Genomic DNA, 18,149 nt, shown 5'->3' with positions numbered 1-18,149 from the left:
ATACCTTTCTTTTCAATCTTTTTTTGAAAATTTACTAACTATAAATATCGTAACCGAACCACCTATTATAGGTACTAAAATTCTGTCAAAGACAGTAAGGAAGCCAATCATATTTAAAAATGCTAATATTGCACTTACTATGACAGCACAGATAGCTCCTTTTTTTGTAGCACCTTTCCAGGAAAGACCAATGACAAATGGTGCAAATATCACACCTGTACATAATGGTGCTGGCCAAAATAATAGTTCTAATAAACTGTCAAACTTGAGTGCTATAATTGCTCCTATTATAGCTGTTAAAGCTGAGGCGATTTGAGAGTATTTAAGAGTATTTTTTAAATCATTAAACTCTATATTAGGATGTAATAATTTATTATAAATATCTCTCGATATTATGGCACTCATTGAGGTCATTAATGAGTCAGCAGTGGACATTATGGCAGCTAATATAGCAGCTAAGAATAATACAGAAACTAAAGGAGGTAGAGTTGTTGATATCATTTGAGGTAAAACCTGAACAGATGATATGTTTGGAAATAAACTACCACCAATAGCTCCAATTATGCCTATAGGGAAAGCAAGAAATAATAGTATAAATCCTGCAATAACACTGCTTTTAACTGCATTTTTAGCATTATCAGCACATTGGTATCTCAAAAAACTTTCATAAGAAAATATTGAGCCTAAAACCAATGGTAAAACTGTATACATAAAATCACTAAGCGACTTATTTCCTGGGAAGAATGGTTCTTTTACCATTGATTGTAACATAAGTAAAGGATTGTCGCCAACTAATTTTAAGCTTATATAAGCTACTATTGGCAAAAATACTACACAAATAGCAAGTTGAATAAATGCTGATACTGCAACTCCCCACATTCCTGATGCATAAGTATATATAATGATTACTATGACTCCTACAATTACAGCTATATCATAAGGGATACCAAATGCAGTAGATACAGAACCAAAAGATATTAGTTGACTGCCCATAATAGCTAATATTGATATTGGTGTTACAAGACATTGATAAGCTCTTAAGAATATACTATGACCATATCTAGTTTCAATATAGTCAGCAGGTGTTATATCACATGATAAGCTTCTTAATTTTCCTGCAAAAAACGCATTTACAAAACAAGCTAAAGCCGCACCTATAGTAGAGTACATACCAACCCATAGTCCTCTTTCAGCTCCCCATTGAACTCCACCAACCAAACATCCTCCTCCAAAAGACGTAGCAGCAATAGTTGCGGCAAGTATGGGTAAAGGAAGATTTCTACCCGCAATTAGGAAATCGGATGCTGTTTTAACTTTTTTAGAAAAATAAAAGCCAATCCATATGTACACTGCACATGTAGCAATTAAAAGTAACATAATTTTTTCTCCTTATATAATATTTTTTAAATAAAATTTATAAAATATATTTATAAAATATATTTTATATAAAAGTAAGACAATATTGACTTTAACTGGCTTTGGATTAGTGTAGCTACAATAATTTAACATATTATGTTATGTAAAAGTTAGATAAAATAAGAAAATTGAAAATTCTGAAATTAAAGATTATAATAAACGTTTACTTGATATATTCTTTTTTGTAATTGTAACATGCTTTTATTTTAAAATCAATAGTACATGTATAAAAATAAAAGGAATTTAAAGGGTGAAAAAATATTTTTAATATCTGATTGTAGTATATAAAAAGAAGATAAAAATTATTCTTGAATAAATTTATAATAATTTAAAATAAGTAAAATTTTGATAAAATAATTTAGAATGTATGCTTTGGTGACACTTTATATGGATATATTAATAAAAATAACGATTTAAATTAAGTATAAATGCCTTTTTAGTTCATTTAAGTAATGAAAAAATAAAACCAAAAAGTGTTTGACAATTATGAATTTTAAGAATATAATTAAATTAAAATTATACACATATAAAATTTTGGTTCGAATCATAGAAAGTGTAGAGTTGGATTTGAAATTCAAGTTATTATACGTGAATAAAAATAAATAAAGAATAAATTATATTAAGGAGGGGTAGATGTGAGTAGTCAAGAAAGCAAACCAAAAGGAAACCTTATATCAAACTTTAGAGATGATATGAGAGACCCTAAAAAGAGAGCAGTATACACTTACTCAGGTTCTATAAATTTGGCATATAATTTTATAGGCTACTTTGTATCAACAGTAACAAACATATTTTTAACTGATGTAGCAAAGCTTGGGGTAATTATGGCAGGTGGTATGCAAATAATACAATCTTTCATAAAGATGGCTGTGGCTCCGATAACAGGGACTGTATTTGACAAACAACCATTTAAAAAAGGAAAATATTATCCTTGGCTTAGATATACACCAGCAGCATTAGCACTAACATATGGAGTATTTTTCATAGTTCCATTAATGAAAATAAGCCCAACATTGCTTTTACCTTTAATGACAGCATTATTGTTAATAGCATCTTGTGCTCAGCAAGTAGTTTTCACTATAATCTATGCTATTTACCCTGTGGTTACTAAAACACCTAGAGACAGAGTTATAGGTTCGACTACTACAAATATATTCAAAGAAGTTGGAAAATTTTTAGTAGGTTTTTCATATCCGTTATTATTAGTTTTATTTGCAGATGTACTAGGTGGAGAAGGAATGGGTTATTTAGGTACTTATCTATTCTTTGCAGTAGGATGTCTTCTAGTATTTTGGTTTTCTTCAACAGAGATAATAAAGTCTGGAGCAGAAGCTGAAGTACTTCAAAAAGAAGAAAAACCAAAAATTAAAGCAAGTGAAATGCTAAAAGCTTTATTTACTAATGTACCACTTATGATGGCATTCTGTTTAGAGTTTCTTATATGCATAAGATCTATAGGTTTAGGACCTTTAGCTCCTTATTACTTTAAGTATGTAATAGAAGATGAACGTGGATTAGCAGTATTTTTAGCAATAATGCCTTTGGTAAGTGTAGGCTTTATGTTTTTCGCACCAGTATTTATAAGAATTTGTAAAGAACAAAAATTAGCTTCAATAATTTCTTTCTCTATATGTGCATTATGTCACTTGTTAGTTGCATGGACTCCTTGGGGGAGAACAACTTTAGGTGTAACTATGTTATTGGCAATTGGTGGAGGTTTCTCAAATGTAGTATCAATAATAAATCTTAACTTCTTTGCTGGTTCTTGTGATTATGGACATTGGAAATCAGGAAAAGATTTACCAGGTTTAAGTATGTCACTATATCCAGTTGCAATACAAGTAGGTGTATTACTTGCGACTACTATAAGAACAATTTTAATGAATTCAATGGGATATCAAGCTGATATGGTAGTTACAGCAGCAGTTAAAACAGGTTTTATAAATATGATTTCTTACTCTATGGCAATACCTTTAATAATAGCTGTTGTTATAGCAATCTTATATCCAGTAAGTGATAAAAAATTAAATCAAATAAGAGAAGAATTAAATCAAAGAAACGCTTAATAAAAAATTTGAGTAAATGACTTAGTTTAGTTGTGAGAGTAAGTAGACGCAATAGCGTTTATATAAATGAAAATACATATACAGAGGGGGCTTTTAAAAATGATAGAAAAATTATTGAGAAATACAGTAAAAGAATTACATCAATATGTTCCAGGTGAACCAATAGAAAAAGTAAAAGAAAAATATGGTGTAAAAGAAATAATAAAACTAGCTTCAAATGAAAATCCTCTAGGACCATCACCAAAAGCAATGGAAGCTATGATTGAAATGTTAAAACAAGGTCAACTTTATCCAGAGCCAGAAGCTAATGAACTTAGAAGAAAATTAGCTGAAAAATTGAATCTAAAAGCAGAAAATTTCATTGTTGCTAATGGAGCAGATAACGTTATCACGCTAATAGGTGAAGCTTTTATAAATAGAGGGGATGAAGTTATATACTGTGACCCAACATTCCCGTCTTATAGAACAGTAACTGTTAAAAATGAAGGAATACCAGTAGAGGTACCTTTAACAGAGGATTATAAGTATGATTTACAAGGTATATTAGATAAGATTACAGATAAAACAAAGTTAATATGTGTATGTAATCCTAATAATCCAACAGGAACAATTGTAGATGATAAAGAATTGGAAGAATTTTTAAAGAAAGTCCCTGAAAATATTATAACTATATTAGATGAAGCATATATAGAATTTTTAACAGTACCTAATTATGTGGATGGGCTTAAATATGTAAGAGAAAATTACAATGTTATAGTGACAAGAACTTTCTCTAAAATATATGGTCTTGCAGGACTTAGAGTAGGGTATGGTATTGCTAAAGATGAGATAATAAGAACTTTATTTACCGTAAAAGAACCTTTCTCTGCTAATCGTGTTGCGATAAGTGGAGCAACAGCAGCACTTGATGATGATGAATTTATAAAGGAGACATATGAGTTAAATAGAGTTGGAATGGATTATTTCAAAGACGAGTTCACAAAAATGGGATTTGATGTTGTAGATTCACAATCAAACTTCCTTTATGTAGATATGAAAACAGATATACCTAAGCTATTTGAAGACTTAAAACAAAGAGGTTTTGTAATAAGACCAAATGCTACACATGCACGTGTAAGTATTGGAACTATGGAAGAAAACAAGAAATTTGTAGCAGTTTTAAAAGAAATATTAAATCTTAAGGAAGAGCCAAGTATTGGCTAATAGATAGAAATATTACGAAATGGGGTGTAACTATGAGTTTAAAAATAAACGCAGAGAGATGTAAAAGTTGTGAATACTGCGTTATATCTTGTAAAAAAGGAGCATTAAAAATATCCGATAATATAAACACAGAAGGATATACTCATGTAGAAGTCGATGAAAGCAAATGCATACTTTGTGGAATCTGCTATCAAGTATGTCCAGATAATGTATTTGAAATAATTAAAGAAGAAGCATGTCAAGAGGTTTAAAAGGAGTTGGGAGAATATGAAAAAAATGTGGAAGGGGAATCACGCCATTGCAGAAGCAGCTCTAAGAGGTGGTTGTGAGTTTTATGCAGGATATCCAATTACACCACAAACAGAGGTAATGGAATTTTTATCACATAGAATGTCTGAACTTGGAAGAACTTTTATACAATCTGAAAATGAAATGGCTGCTATATATATGGTATATGGAGCATATGCAAGTGGAATGAGGTCTATGACAAGTTCTTCAGGACCAGGAATATCTTTAAAACAAGAAGGAATCTCATATTTATGTGCAAATCATTATCCTTGTGTAATTGTAAATGTGCAAAGATGGGGACCTGGTCTTGGTTCACTAGATTCAGCACAAACAGACTACCTAAGAGACACTAGAGGGGGAGGAAATGGAGATTATCATCTAATAGTTTATGCACCAAATAGTATTCAAGAAACTGTAGATTTAATGTATAACTCATTTGATGTAGCGGAGAAATATAGAGTGCCTGTTGAAATTTTGACAGAAGCAGCTTTAGGTCAAATGATGGAACCAGTAGAGTTTCCTGAATTTAAGAAAAGAGAAGAAGACTTAGGTTGGACTTATGATGGAAGCAATAGAGACCATGCAAAAGTTCCAGATAACCAAAAACCAGCTTTTTGTATGGAAAAGCGTATGAAAATAACTGAAAATGAACAACAATGGGAAGATTATCAAGTTGAAGATGCAGAATATGTGTTTGTAGCGTTCGGTATACCATCAAGAACAACTATGAATGCGGTTAGAAGACTTAGAGAACAAGGCGAAAAAGTTGGAATAATAAGACCAATAACAGTGTGGCCTTTCCCATATAAAGCATTTGAAAAGGTAAATAAAGATGTAAAAGGATTTATCTCAGTAGAGTCAACTGATACAGGGCAGTTAGTAGAGGATGTTGCATTAGCTTCAAAGAAAATATGCAAAGAAAATGTACCTGTTTATGGATTATTTAGTGGAAATCATATACCAAAAACATTACAAGTAATGGACACTTACAGCAAAATAAAATCTGGCGAAATTAAGGAGGTGTTCTAATATGGCTACAGATAGATTAACACCTAGCATTGTTTCAATACCAAATAAATTTTGCCCAGGTTGTGGTCATGGAATAGTAAACCGTATAATAGCAGAAGTGATAGAAGAAAATGGATATGAAAAAAATCATGTATTAACTTTAGGCGTTGGCTGTGTTTGTAATATGAATTTTAGCTGGAATGGAGATAAGATGCAAACCGCACATGGTAGAGCTTCATCTACAGCTATAGGAGTAAAAGTAGCACGACCAGATATGTTAGTTATGACTTATCAAGGTGATGGAGATGCATATGTTATAGGTCTTTCTGAAACATTAAATACTGCATATAGAAATCATAATATAACTGTGTTTGTAATAAATAACAATAACTTTGCAATGACTGGTGGTCAAATGTCATGGACTACTATGCCAGGTCAAGTTACAACAACAAGTGTAAATGGAAGAGATATAAAAACTACTGGTAGTCCATTAAAAGTTCCTGAAATGGTGGCAAATTACTTTGATGTAGCCTATGTAGCAAGAGGTTCAGTTCATAGTCCAAAAGAAATAATTAATCTAAAAAAATATATAAAAAATGCTATAGAAGCTCAATTGAATGGAGAGGGATATTCATTGGTTGAAATATTAGCACCTTGCCCAACTAACTGGGGTGTATCATTAGAAAAATCTATCCAGTGGATTGAAGAAGAAATAGTGCCATATTATACTCTTGGCGAATTTAAGCAAAGGGATGGTGAATAGTTATGGAAAAAGAGTTAGTATTTGCAGGATTTGGTGGTCAAGGAGTCTTAACTTTAGGTTTAATTGTGGCTGAATCAGCACTTGAATTAGGAAAACAAGTTACTTGGATGCCAGCATATGGTCCAACTATGAGAGGTGGAAAAGCATACAGTGTGGTTAAGTTTTCTGATGAGAGTATAGGTGGACCTGATATGGAAGAAATAGATGTTTTAGTAGCAATGAATAAGCCATCCTTAGATTATATAAATTTAGTAAAAGAAGGAGGAACAGTAGTTATTAATACGTCTGCTATAGATGAAAATATAGTATTAAGAGAAGATGTAAATGTAGTTAAAATAAATTGTCAGGAATTAGCTCAAAAGGCAAACAATCCAAAAGCCGCAAATGTAGTAGTTCTTGGAGCATTGGTTGCAAAAACAGGATTATTTGAGAAAGAATTAGCTATAAAAACTATGTGTGATTTCTTTGAGGAAAAAGGAAAAGGCAAATTTAATGTTCAAAATGAAGCAGCATTCATGGAAGGCTATAATAACGCCATTTAATAAATTACCCTTATCTTAAGTGATTCATCTCAAGATTTAGCAAATCTTAAGTGCCAAGAGAAGCTTTATCTTGAGATGGAATTTACTTAAAATCACAACTATAAACATATAGGAGAGTGAATTTATGAGTTTGGAAAAACTTATTAGACCAAAGAGTATTGCTATAGTAGGAGTTACTGATAAACTTGGTTTTGGTAGAAGTGCTGCACTTAGCATAGTAAAAAGTAAAGATACAGATAGAGTATATTATGTAAATCCAAAAAGAGAAGAGTTATTTGGCAGAAAATGTTATAAGACAATACAAGAAGTTCCAGAAGTTGTAGACTGTGTGGTAGTATGCACACCTAGAAATGTAGTTCCATCTGTGTTAAAGGATTCTGGAGAATTAGGAACAAAGGCGGCAGTGGTATATGCTAGTGGATTTGCAGAAGAAGGAACAGAAGATGGAGTAGATTTAGAAAATCAACTTATAGAAATATCTAATACATATGATATGAAAATATTAGGTCCAAACTGTATGGGATTACTAAACTGTATAGATAAAGTTAATCTATGGGCTGGTGGTTCTAAGTGGGATTTGGATACTAAAAAACCAGGGATAGGAATTGTAGGGCAAAGTGGATTTATAACTGCAGAAATTGTTTCAAGTGATTATTTTAATATATCTTATGGTTTTTCAACAGGAAATGGAAATATAGTTACACTAGAAGATGCAGTAGACTTTCTTGTAGATGATAATTATGCATCAGTAATAGCTATTTATCTTGAGGGACTAAAAAATCCTCAAAAATTTATAAATGCACTAAAAAAAGCAGCTCAAAAAAGAAAACCAGTAATAATCTTGAAGTCAGGAAGGTCAGAAAAAGGAGCTATATCAGCTGCTTCCCATACAGGAAACTTAGCTGGTTCAAGTAAAGCTTTTGAAAGTATTTTTGAAAAGTATGGAGTAATTTCTGTAGAGAATTTAGAACAATTTATGAGTTTAGCTCAGGCTTTTAGTGTCTTAGAGGGTAATTTACCTAAAAATTCTAATTTTGCAGCAATAAACTTCTCAGGCGGAGAAAATACTATTTGTGCAGATTTAGCAGAAGAAAATTGCGTAGAACTTGCAGAAATATCTGCTGAAACTAAAGAAGAGATGAAAAAATATCTTCCAGGATTTGCAACACCTAAAAATCCATTGGATGCTACGACTGCATTATTCCATGAAAAAGATATGATAGTAGGATTATTACACACATTTGATAAAGATGATAGTGTTGGATTTACTATGATAGGTGCAAATATAAGAGATGAAGAAAATGAAATGCATGAGACTCTTTGTCAAGCTGTAAGCGAAGCTAGAGAGCAGGGATTAAAGAAACCTGTATTTGCAGTTCCTACACTTGAAGGAAATAGATATCTGAATTATAGGGCTAGGTTAGAAAACAGCCAAGTACCTATAATGTCATCAGTTGGGACTACATTTACTTGTTTCAATAAAATGGCTAAATTTGTAGATTATGATTATTCAAAGAGAACTTTAGAATTTGAAGCTGTTAAGAAAAGAAACTCAAATAATGTAGTAGCTTTATCGGAATTAGACAGTAAAATTGAAATGAAGAAATATGGAGTACCAGTGCCAGGTCAAGGTATTGCAAAAAGTATTGATGAATTGGATGAAATTTTAAATTATATAAACTATCCTGTTGTCCTAAAAATAAACTCTTCAGAGATATTACACAAGTCTGATGTTGGAGGAGTCAAAGTAGGAATTAATAATAGAGAAGAGGCAGTAAACGCATATAATGAGATTTTAACTAACGTAAAAGAAGCAAAGCCAAATGCCAAGATTGATGGTATATTGGTTCAAGAAATGGTTGAAAGTGGAATAGAAATAATTATTGGTATAACTAATGATGACCAGTTTGGACCAATGTTATTGGTTGGTTTAGGTGGAGTGTTTGTAGAAGTATTTAAAGATACTACTTTATATCCTTTGCCTATAAATCATGATGAAGCTATAATGATGCTTAAGAAGTTGAAATCATTTAAGCTTTTAAATGGATACAGAGGTAGTGAACCTTGTGATGTTGATGCTCTTGCGGATATGATGGTTAAATTAGGTAAATATGCTTATGAAAACAAGGATGAGGTTAAGGAAATAGATTTAAATCCTGTGTTCGTATATCCTAAAGGAAAAGGTGTATGTGCAGTAGACGCCTTAATAGTTAAATATAAATAGTTAACAAGTTTTGGTATTCAACCATAATTAAAGTACTGACTGAAAATCACACTAATTTATAGATTGTGATTTTCAGTCACCCCACATTTAATACACCTTATCTATTATACTAAAAATTTTAATGGTAATATTTTTATATTGTTACAGGTGGATTTGTTGGTACTGAATATGTACGAGTAGCCAATTCTTGGTCTACAAAGAATAACCCACCTTCTCCAGCAAGTTTAACACGTTTTATATTGTCTTCGCAAGTTGTCTCTTCTTCTGCTTGTTCAGATATAAACCAAAGTAAGAATTGAGAAGTTCTAAAGTCTGCTTCAGAGTTTGCTACAGCAGCTAGATTGTTTATTAAAGCAGTAACTTTTTGTTCATGAGCTAATGTACGCTCAAGAACATCCATTGCAGAAGTGAAATCTGCATCTGGCATTGGTATAGCATCAAGCTGAACATTTCCTCCTACATTATGTAAGTATTTGTAGAAATACATAGCATGGTCTGTTTCTTCTTTATATTGAACATAAAACCAATTAGAAAATCCTTTAAGTCCTTCTGCTTCAAGGTAAGAAGACATAGAAAGGTAAAGATATGCAGAATATAATTCATGGTTAATCTGTTCATTAAGTAATTTTTCCATTTTAGCTGAAATCATTTTTATACCTCCAAATTTTAAACGCTCTTATAAGATATAATAATATTAAATGGAAAAATATTCAACAAAAGTGATTAAATATTTTAATATTTTACATATTTAATCAAAACTTATACTACCATTAAAAAAATTATAGCTTACTATGGCTACAGAACCAATTAGTGGTGCATTTGCTCCAAAATTTGAATGCCTTACATTTATTTTTTTATATTTAGAAAAACTTGCTGAAGCAGTCAATTTCTTTAATAATGTATTTTCTATAAATGTACCAGGAATATTAAAGTCATAACCTATTATTATAGAACTACAATCAATTAAGGTAAGTGTATTTACTAATGCATATGATATATATGTACAAAATTCATCAAGTAAAAACATACCTAGATTATCCTTGTTATTGGCTTCATCTATTAACTTGACTAGAGAAAAATCTTTACAATTAATTAGTGGAGAATCTGGATAAATATGACTTAACGATTCAATTCTTTTAATTAACTTACTCACACTTGTATAATAGTCTAGACATCCATTATTGCCACAACTGCATACTGGACCACTAAAATTAATAGATGTATGCCCTATTTCACCACTTTGCCCTAAATTACCAGTGTGAAGTTTATTTTCTAATACTAAACCAGCTCCGATTCCATTCATTATATGTAGATATATATAATTTGGAATATCTTTACCTAGACCATACATTTTTTCAGCCAAAGCACCTGCATTAGCATCATTTATCAAAAATATAGGTAAATCAGATATTTCTCCTATAAAATTTACTATGTTTAGGTTTGATACGTTTCCAAAGTCTGGAGGATTTAATATTATACCATTTATATTATCTACAGGACCTATTGAAGAAATCCCAATTCCAATTATATCTCTTTTGTTATTTTTCATTATTTTAGAAAACATTCGTTTTATTATATCTTTTAAAACGTCATTTGACAGATATTTAGGGTAAGTCTCAAAAAGTTGTTTGACAATATTACCTTTTAAATCTGCAATGATTACCTTACAAATATTTCTTCTTATCAAAATGCCACAAACACAAGGAGAGATATTAGAAATATCTAATAAAATAGGTTTACGACCTGATGAATGTGCATTTAAAGTTGATGATTCTATCTCTCTAATCATATTTTCATTAATAAGTTCAGTGACTAGGTTTGATAAAGTCATTTTAGTAAGACCTGTAGATTTAGCTAAATCAACTCTAGACATAGGAGTATTTGTAGAAAGTAGTTTCAGTATTATTAACTTATTTTTAATTTTTACATCTTTTATGTTAGAACCTTGTTTGTTGCTCATCGTAGATCTCCTTAAAAAAGTTAAGTATTTTTATGTATTTTCATATATATACTATGACCTTATAATAGAATAACATTTGATTAAGTTCGAAAATACCATTAATTAGAATATATCACATTATATATTAGAATAGCACTAAAAATATGCTATAATAGGATGAAAAAATATTAAAGTAAGTTAAGGTATACAATAATAAATTAGAATTTGAGGTGAAATACTATAGATAAATATACAAAAGAAGAATTGATACAAACACTAAGAGTTGTATCTTCAGTTATCGTAAGATGTGAAAAAGCACAACTAAAGTTTATGGAAGGGACTTCTCAACATTCACTCCTTAAGAATAGGATAAAAGCAATGTATATTTCAAAATCATTAATAACAGATGAAAATATAATTGATAAATATACAAAAGAAGAATTAATAGAAGCACTACGACCCGTATCTTCAAGTATAGGCAAATGTGAAAAAGCACAGTCAAAATTTGCAGAGGGTACTACTAATTACAAACGATTTAGAAATATAATAAAAGCAATGTATATTTCTAAATCATTAATAACAGACGAGATTAATAGAAGAAGTTAGATTCCAGATTTTTAAGTTATTAGAAGCTTATTTTTTAGGTTATTTTGAAAAAATAATTATTCCTATTTCTAAAATGGGAAAGTCATTTTATATAATCAATTAGAATAATAGTCATCCACTTAAATGCTATATTTTTGTGCCCTTTCTTAACTTTTTCATATCTAAAATTTTCTATTTTAATATCATGATGAAGGATTAGTCATACCTGCTACACTTGTTACTATAATATTTCTGCTTAAATTTATTACAATTGTTCCTGCACATGTAGTTACAAATACAATAATAAGGGTTTCAAGAGCAAAACCGAACATTAAAGAAAGAAGCAGTGAAATATTGATTGTTATTTTTCTCATTAACTGTAAAATAACAATTAGTACAATAAATAGAAAGAACAGTGTAATAGCAAATAACATGCAAATGATAAATGATAATATGATTTTTGAAAAAAACAAATCCTAAATTGTCTTTGTGCTGTTATTGAAAAGAGCTACAGTACCACCAGTCAGTACAGGTATTAAAGATAGGAGCAGAAGAGAAATCATTTTTTTGACTCCTTGGTTCTTATCTCCTACGCAATACATTATATTTCGTTTATTCAAATAAAGCAATAAAAGATATCTTTTATTGCTTTTTATAATATGTTTATTCAATAGTGAAAGTCTTATATAATTTTTATTAAATTTTTATATGCAATAAATTTCATTATTGTATAATATTAAAATGAATACAAAGTGTATTTACTATCTTTTATTACAAATTGTTACCAAATATGTATACATTAGAATTAAAAAATGGAAAATTGTAACTAAAATGTAAATTTTTTCTCTAATCTATCTAATATTATGGAAACTTTTTGTAATTTATGATATAATAAGAAACATATAATTATTAAATTATAATAAATGACTATAGCGTAGATGTATTACTATGTTATAGTCATTTTTGGATTAAACTTGATATATCAAGGGGGAAGAATATGAGAACAATTAAAAGAGTTTTAGCATTAGGTTTAACATTAGCTATATTTCTAATGAACGCACCTAATGTAAGTGCATTAACATCAGATACCATTAAAGGTAAGAACATATACGAGACGGCTGGATTAATAGCAGATAAAACGAGTTATGATACAGCAATTGTGGTAAATATGGATAGTTCTATAGCAGATGGTCTTTCAGCAAGTGGTCTTGCTGGTGCTGTAGATGCTCCGATTTTACTTGCTCAAAAAAGTAACATACCAAATGAGACAAAACAAAGATTAAAAAATGTAAAAAAGATATACATAATAGGTAAAGAGTTATCAATAAGTAAGTCAGTAGAAACTGAACTGAAAAATACAGGAGCACAAGTAACTAGATTAGGTGGAGATGATAGAATAAAGACTAGTTATAGTGTTGCCAAAGAAGTAAGTAGCATTAAAAAAGTTGATGAAGTTATATTAACTAATGCATATAAAGGAGAGGCTGATACTATAAGTGCTGCACCTGTCTCAGTAAGAGATGTAGCTCCTATAGTACTTACAGATGGAAAAAGTGTTCCTTTTTCAACAAGTAATGTAAAATCATATGCTGTAGGTGGAAGTATTTCTATGAGTACGAGTTTAGTTAACAAGACTAACTCTAAGAGACTTGGTGGTTCAGATAGATATGATACAAATAAAAAAGTTATAAAAGAATTTTATCCAGATTCATCAGAATTTTATTTAAGTGATGGATATGATTTAGTAAATGCTCTTACAGGTTCTACAATTGCTAAAGATAATCCAATTGTATTAGTATCAGAAGATAGTGATAAATCCATACTAGCAGGAGCAGATAAGATTACTAGATTAGGCTCAATAAGCGATAGTGTATATAATAAGTGTGTTTCTGCTGCACAGAATAATGGTGATTCGTCTACAAAAGGGGATTCACCTATGAAAGATGAGACAAGTATATTAGGTGAACCAACAGCTAGCTTAGAAGCTTGTTTAAAATGGGCAAAATCTAAAAAAGCCAATGATTTATTTATAGAATTAATACCAATACTGTATGATACAGCTGTTCAAGAAGGTGTAAATCCTGTTTTAGCTGTAGCTCAATCAGCAAAAGAAACTGGTTTCTGTAATTTTGGTGGAGTATTAGATGCATCTTTTAAGAATCCTTGTGGACTTAAGACTTCTGTTGGTGGTTCTGATACTGACAAAAATGCACACTCAAAATTTGATACTTGGGAAGAGGGAATACTAGCTCAAATTCAACATTTATGTCTATATGCAGGACAACAGGGTTATCCACTTTCAAATCCAGTAGACCCTAGACATGAAAAATCTTTGTTTGGGAAAGCTAAAACAGTTGAAAGTCTTTCTAATAATTGGGCTGGTGGTCAATATGGACAAGACTTAGTTAGAATGATGGGAGAAATTGAGGCGACAAAGTAATTAAATTATTAATTTAATGGTTATATTTAATGAGTTTCATTAAATAACCAATTCAAAATTACAAATAAGGAAAATTTATTATGAAAAAGAGTAATGTTTTTAGTATTATATTTCCTACAATCATAATGTTATTGGTGTTTTTGACTTTTGCTACAGATATATTCAATATACCAGATATTCATTCTAAAGGGATTTTTGTAATAGGGATGATTTTAATTTTTCCAATTGCCTTTTTAATTCAAGGGATAGTTTGTGTATTGAGTAAAACCAACTGGATTTTATCACTTGTAGTATCTTTAATAACTTATATAATATTAATGTATATGTTTTTAAATGATTCAGCATATATCTATATTTTACTTTATGCCGCTTTTTATATGATTGGATATATAACCACTAAAATTTGTCAAAAAATGAAAATTTTTAAAAGATAAATTAACCAAAATATATTAATAAGGAAGTGTCTGCATTGATTTTTTTAAATCAAAAGATAGACACTTCTTTTATTGTAAAAATAAAATATTTATTTAAGAGGAAGTATTGTAAATAAAATTTAACTATTATCATTTTCTTTTAACAATTGTATACAATAAACCTGTAGTATAATTAAGATAGATAAAATAAAGGGAGGGATAATATGAATTTAATTGATAATCATATTCATACTAATTTTTCAAGTGATGGAAAGGATTCAATGGAAGATACAATAAAAAAAGCTATAAGTATAGGTGTTAGATATTTAACTTTTACAGACCATTTAGAACATGATGAAGGGAAGGGATTTTGTATAGATTATAACAACTATGTCCCAGTGTTTAATACACTAAAAGAAAAGTATAAAAAGGATATAGAATTATTATTAGGTGTTGAAGTAGGATATAGAAAACATTTAAAAAATGAAATAAAAGATGTAATAAGTTCACATCCTTTTGATTTTATATTGTGTTCAACTCATACAATTGATAACGTACCTGTTCCATCAAAAAAATACTTTGAAGGACTTAGCAAAGAAGATGCGTACTATAAATATTTTAATAGCATACTTGAAACTAATCATGAGTTTAAAGATTATAATATATATGGACATTTAGATTATATATCTAGATATGGGATATATTCAGATAACAGAGTGATATATAATGATTTTAAAGATATTATTGATGAAGTTTTAAAGTCAATAATTAATAATGGAAGTGGAATAGAGTTAAATACATCTGGTTATAGATATGGATTAAATGCCATACATCCAAATGAAGATATCTTAAAAAGATATAGAGAACTTGGTGGTTTTATAGTTACTGTAGGTTCTGACTCTCATAGAGTAGAAGATATCTGCAAAGATTTTGATGTGGCTTACGATATGCTTAAATATCTTGATTTTAAATATGTATCATTATTTAAAGAAAGAGAAACTTATTTTTTAAACATAGAAAAAGTTAAATCTAATAATATAGCATAAAGAACTAATATGGCATATAGAGTCTTTTTAAATAATTTGAAAGTTAGTATAAAAATTAATAGCAGAATATTGTATCCTCTAGGAAAATACTAGAGGTTTTTATTTTGTAAAAAATGATAATAGAGAAGAGTTTAAGTTTAAGAAAAATGATTGTCTCAAATTAGAAAACTATTACTATTATATTTAACTATTATATCTTTTTATTATGATATAATAGTTAAATACATTAACCTATCTTTAAATCATGCAAATTATTAGAAAGAAGGGATAAAGTTGTCTAATAAAAATAAAGAAAATATAACCTTAAGCAATCAAATCACAGAATCAACTCAACAAACTTTAACAAAAGAGGCTATACTACATATACCAATGAGCAACTATGCTTATGGCTATGATAGAGAAACATTACATATAAGAATTAGAACCAAAAAAAATGAGGCAAAAAAAGTGACCTTAAGGATAGGAGACCAATATGTATGGGACAAAGGAGGTGCAGGAGGAGGGAATCTAAATGCATCTGGACTTGGTTGGTCTGGTGGAACAAATATAACAATGAACAAAGAAGTAGAAACAGAATTATTTGATTATTGGATAGCTGAGTGTAAGCCTTTAAATAAACGTTCGAGATATGGATTTATAATAGAAGGTCAAGAAGAAAAAATTTTATTTACAGAGAAAAAGATAATAAAATTAGGAAACGAAAATGATGAAAAAGAGTTATGCGAAATAAGTAATTTTTTTGGATATCCATATTTGAATTATATAGATATACCTAAAGTTCCAGATTGGGTAAAGGAAACTATTTGGTATCAGATATTTCCTGATAGATTTGCAAATGGAAATCCATCTATAAATCCAGAAGGAGTAGATATATGGGGCGCTATTCCAACAAGAGATAATTTTACAGGTGGAGATTTACAAGGTGTAATAGACCACCTAGATTATTTGAGCGATTTAGGGATAAATGGAATTTATTTTTGTCCTATTACAGTTGGAAAAACTAATCATAGATATGATACGATGGACTACATGGAAATAGACCCTACCTTAGGTGATAAATCTACTTTGAAAAAACTAATAGAAGAAGCCCATAAAAGAAATATAAAAATAATGTTGGATGCTGTATTTAATCATATAGGATATTATTCTAAGCAGTGGCAAGATGTAGTTAAAAATAAGAATAATTCGAGATATAAAGATTGGTTTTATATAAAAGATATAAGTAAAGTTGATACTCCAATAGAAGAAATAGATGAAAAAAACATACCTTATGAAACTTTTGGGTGTGAAAAATACATGCCAAAACTTAACACAGAAAATTCAGAAGTAATAGAGTATTTATTGCGTGTAGGGAGGTATTGGATACAAGAATTTGATATAGATGCATGGAGATTGGATGTATCAAATGAAGTAGATCATGTTTTCTGGCGAAAATTCAGACAAGAGATTAAAAGAATAAAACCTGATATATATATATTAGGAGAAATTTGGCATGGAAGTTTACCATGGTTGATGGGAGACCAATTTGACTCAGTTATGAATTATTTAATGTCAGAAGCTATGAAACAATTCTTTTGTACAAATGAGATAAATGCTGAAGAATTTAAATACATGATAAATGATGTAATAGTAAGCTATCCAATGCAAGTTAATGAAGTTATTTTTAATTTACTTGGAAGTCATGATACTACTAGAATATTGAGCTATGCTGATGGAAATGTGGATAAATTTAAACTTGCATATTTGTTTATGTTTATACAATCAGGAGGTCCGTGTATATACTATGGTGATGAAATAGGAATGCAAGGAGAACTAAGTCCAGTATCTGAAGGACAAAGAAAATGTATGGAATGGAATGAAGGAAAGTGGAATAAAGATATACTTGATTTTATGAAGAAGATTATTAGACTTCGTAAATCAAATAGAGAACTTAGAACTGTATCAAATGAATGGATACTAGCAGATAAAGAAAATGGAACAATTATATTAAGGAAAGAATCTATTACAATAATAATAAATAATTCATCCAAAGATTTAACCTTAAGATTACCAGATTATTTGGTAAATAGAAAAGTAAAAGATTTATATGAAGAAAAAATAGTTGATTTAAAGAAAGAAATAACATTAAAAAAATACAAGTTTATTATTTTAAAATAATATAACCATGTGTTTGTTAGATTATACTATAACTTTTTATATTATTTAAACAAAGTATC

Annotated in this window: 16 protein-coding genes; 12 read left to right on the top strand and 4 right to left on the bottom strand. The window is 29.4% G+C overall.

Annotated elements, in window-relative coordinates:
• Nucleotides 1-12: 12 nt before the first annotated feature.
• A complete protein-coding gene (locus IC214_RS19030) occupies nt 13-1,377 on the bottom strand; it encodes a sodium:solute symporter family protein (RefSeq protein WP_227824045.1) in 1,365 nt (454 codons plus the stop codon).
• 674 nt (nt 1,378-2,051) lie between these two features.
• On the opposite strand from IC214_RS19030, the gene IC214_RS19025 reads away from it, so the two are divergent.
• From IC214_RS19025 to IC214_RS18995, 7 genes are all read left to right on the top strand, one after another.
• Nucleotides 2,052-3,482: an MFS transporter gene (locus IC214_RS19025; protein WP_227434873.1), complete on the top strand. Its 1,431-nt coding sequence runs from the start codon at nt 2,052-2,054 to the stop codon at nt 3,480-3,482.
• Between the two features lie 99 nt (nt 3,483-3,581).
• Nucleotides 3,582-4,685, top strand: coding sequence for a histidinol-phosphate transaminase (gene hisC, locus IC214_RS19020; protein ID WP_227824044.1), 1,104 nt, complete (start codon nt 3,582-3,584; stop codon nt 4,683-4,685).
• A 32-nt stretch (nt 4,686-4,717) separates the two neighbouring features.
• Nucleotides 4,718-4,936, top strand: a complete 219-nt coding sequence (locus IC214_RS19015) for a 4Fe-4S binding protein (RefSeq protein ID WP_227866902.1) — start codon at nt 4,718-4,720, stop codon at nt 4,934-4,936.
• Between the two features lie 16 nt (nt 4,937-4,952).
• Nucleotides 4,953-6,002: a 3-methyl-2-oxobutanoate dehydrogenase subunit VorB gene (vorB, locus tag IC214_RS19010; RefSeq protein ID WP_227482503.1), complete on the top strand. Its 1,050-nt coding sequence runs from the start codon at nt 4,953-4,955 to the stop codon at nt 6,000-6,002.
• Nucleotide 6,003: 1 nt separating this feature from the next.
• The gene (locus tag IC214_RS19005) at nt 6,004-6,744 is read left to right on the top strand and encodes a thiamine pyrophosphate-dependent enzyme (protein ID WP_227434863.1); all 741 of its coding nucleotides are present in this window, start codon (nt 6,004-6,006) and stop codon (nt 6,742-6,744) included.
• A gap of 2 nt (nt 6,745-6,746) precedes the next feature.
• Nucleotides 6,747-7,286 carry a 2-oxoacid:acceptor oxidoreductase family protein gene (locus IC214_RS19000; RefSeq protein WP_227482504.1) on the top strand — a complete coding sequence of 180 codons (540 nt, stop codon included), beginning with the start codon at nt 6,747-6,749 and terminating at the stop codon, nt 7,284-7,286.
• A 124-nt stretch (nt 7,287-7,410) separates the two neighbouring features.
• Entirely contained in the window at nt 7,411-9,510 is a 2,100-nt protein-coding gene (locus IC214_RS18995; protein WP_227824043.1) for an acetate--CoA ligase family protein, read from the top strand.
• A 133-nt stretch (nt 9,511-9,643) separates the two neighbouring features.
• On the opposite strand, the gene IC214_RS18990 is transcribed toward IC214_RS18995, so the two are convergent.
• Both IC214_RS18990 and IC214_RS18985 read right to left on the bottom strand, forming a co-directional pair.
• Nucleotides 9,644-10,159, bottom strand: coding sequence for a ferritin (locus IC214_RS18990; RefSeq protein ID WP_227434858.1), 516 nt, complete (start codon nt 10,157-10,159; stop codon nt 9,644-9,646).
• A 99-nt stretch (nt 10,160-10,258) separates the two neighbouring features.
• Nucleotides 10,259-11,470 carry an ROK family transcriptional regulator gene (locus IC214_RS18985; protein WP_227434857.1) on the bottom strand — a complete coding sequence of 404 codons (1,212 nt, stop codon included), beginning with the start codon at nt 11,468-11,470 and terminating at the stop codon, nt 10,259-10,261.
• Nucleotides 11,471-11,713: 243 nt separating this feature from the next.
• Here IC214_RS18985 and IC214_RS18980 point away from each other — a divergent pair, with 243 nt between their 5' ends.
• Complete coding sequence (locus tag IC214_RS18980; protein ID WP_255612860.1) at nt 11,714-12,055, top strand: hypothetical protein; 342 nt, start codon at nt 11,714-11,716, stop codon at nt 12,053-12,055.
• Between the two features lie 182 nt (nt 12,056-12,237).
• Here the strand turns inward: IC214_RS18980 and IC214_RS20955 are convergent, their stop codons facing one another.
• Nucleotides 12,238-12,366, bottom strand: a complete 129-nt coding sequence (locus IC214_RS20955) for a hypothetical protein (protein WP_255613215.1) — start codon at nt 12,364-12,366, stop codon at nt 12,238-12,240.
• A 665-nt stretch (nt 12,367-13,031) separates the two neighbouring features.
• Here IC214_RS20955 and IC214_RS18975 point away from each other — a divergent pair.
• The 4 genes from IC214_RS18975 to IC214_RS18960 all read left to right on the top strand — a co-directional run bounded on the left by IC214_RS18975 (nt 13,032) and on the right by IC214_RS18960 (nt 18,090).
• Entirely contained in the window at nt 13,032-14,474 is a 1,443-nt protein-coding gene (locus IC214_RS18975) for a cell wall-binding repeat-containing protein (protein ID WP_227824042.1), read from the top strand.
• A gap of 80 nt (nt 14,475-14,554) precedes the next feature.
• The gene (locus tag IC214_RS18970; protein WP_227866901.1) at nt 14,555-14,908 is read left to right on the top strand and encodes a hypothetical protein; all 354 of its coding nucleotides are present in this window, start codon (nt 14,555-14,557) and stop codon (nt 14,906-14,908) included.
• Between the two features lie 203 nt (nt 14,909-15,111).
• A complete protein-coding gene (locus IC214_RS18965; RefSeq protein WP_227434851.1) occupies nt 15,112-15,933 on the top strand; it encodes a histidinol-phosphatase HisJ family protein in 822 nt (273 codons plus the stop codon).
• Between the two features lie 273 nt (nt 15,934-16,206).
• On the top strand, nt 16,207-18,090 hold the full coding sequence (locus tag IC214_RS18960) for a glycoside hydrolase family 13 protein (RefSeq protein ID WP_227830631.1): 1,884 nt from the start codon (nt 16,207-16,209) through the stop codon (nt 18,088-18,090).
• The last annotated feature ends 59 nt before the right edge of the window (nt 18,091-18,149 follow it).

This window comes from Clostridioides sp. ES-S-0190-01 (assembly GCF_020658275.1).
Classification (GTDB): Bacteria; Bacillota; Clostridia; order Peptostreptococcales; family Peptostreptococcaceae; genus Clostridioides.
The sequence above is the reverse complement of the archived record's forward strand: the minus strand, read 5'-3'. Positions and strand labels throughout refer to the sequence as shown.

Excerpts from the sequence above, each read along its gene's own strand:
- IC214_RS18990 (WP_227434858.1), bottom strand. The coding sequence starts at position 10,159 with ATGATTTCAGCTAAAATGGAAAAATTACTTAATGAACAGATTAACCAT.
- hisC (WP_227824044.1), top strand. The coding sequence starts at position 3,582 with ATGATAGAAAAATTATTGAGAAATACAGTAAAAGAATTACATCAATAT.
- IC214_RS19015 (WP_227866902.1), top strand. The coding sequence starts at position 4,718 with ATGAGTTTAAAAATAAACGCAGAGAGATGTAAAAGTTGTGAATACTGC.
- IC214_RS18970 (WP_227866901.1), top strand. The coding sequence starts at position 14,555 with ATGAAAAAGAGTAATGTTTTTAGTATTATATTTCCTACAATCATAATG.
- IC214_RS19005 (WP_227434863.1), top strand. The coding sequence starts at position 6,004 with ATGGCTACAGATAGATTAACACCTAGCATTGTTTCAATACCAAATAAA.
- IC214_RS20955 (WP_255613215.1), bottom strand. The coding sequence starts at position 12,366 with ATGTTCGGTTTTGCTCTTGAAACCCTTATTATTGTATTTGTAACTACA.
- IC214_RS18985 (WP_227434857.1), bottom strand. The coding sequence starts at position 11,470 with ATGAGCAACAAACAAGGTTCTAACATAAAAGATGTAAAAATTAAAAAT.
- IC214_RS18995 (WP_227824043.1), top strand. The coding sequence starts at position 7,411 with ATGAGTTTGGAAAAACTTATTAGACCAAAGAGTATTGCTATAGTAGGA.
- IC214_RS18965 (WP_227434851.1), top strand. The coding sequence starts at position 15,112 with ATGAATTTAATTGATAATCATATTCATACTAATTTTTCAAGTGATGGA.
- IC214_RS18975 (WP_227824042.1), top strand. The coding sequence starts at position 13,032 with ATGAGAACAATTAAAAGAGTTTTAGCATTAGGTTTAACATTAGCTATA.
- IC214_RS19000 (WP_227482504.1), top strand. The coding sequence starts at position 6,747 with ATGGAAAAAGAGTTAGTATTTGCAGGATTTGGTGGTCAAGGAGTCTTA.
- IC214_RS19030 (WP_227824045.1), bottom strand. The coding sequence starts at position 1,377 with ATGTTACTTTTAATTGCTACATGTGCAGTGTACATATGGATTGGCTTT.
- vorB (WP_227482503.1), top strand. The coding sequence starts at position 4,953 with ATGAAAAAAATGTGGAAGGGGAATCACGCCATTGCAGAAGCAGCTCTA.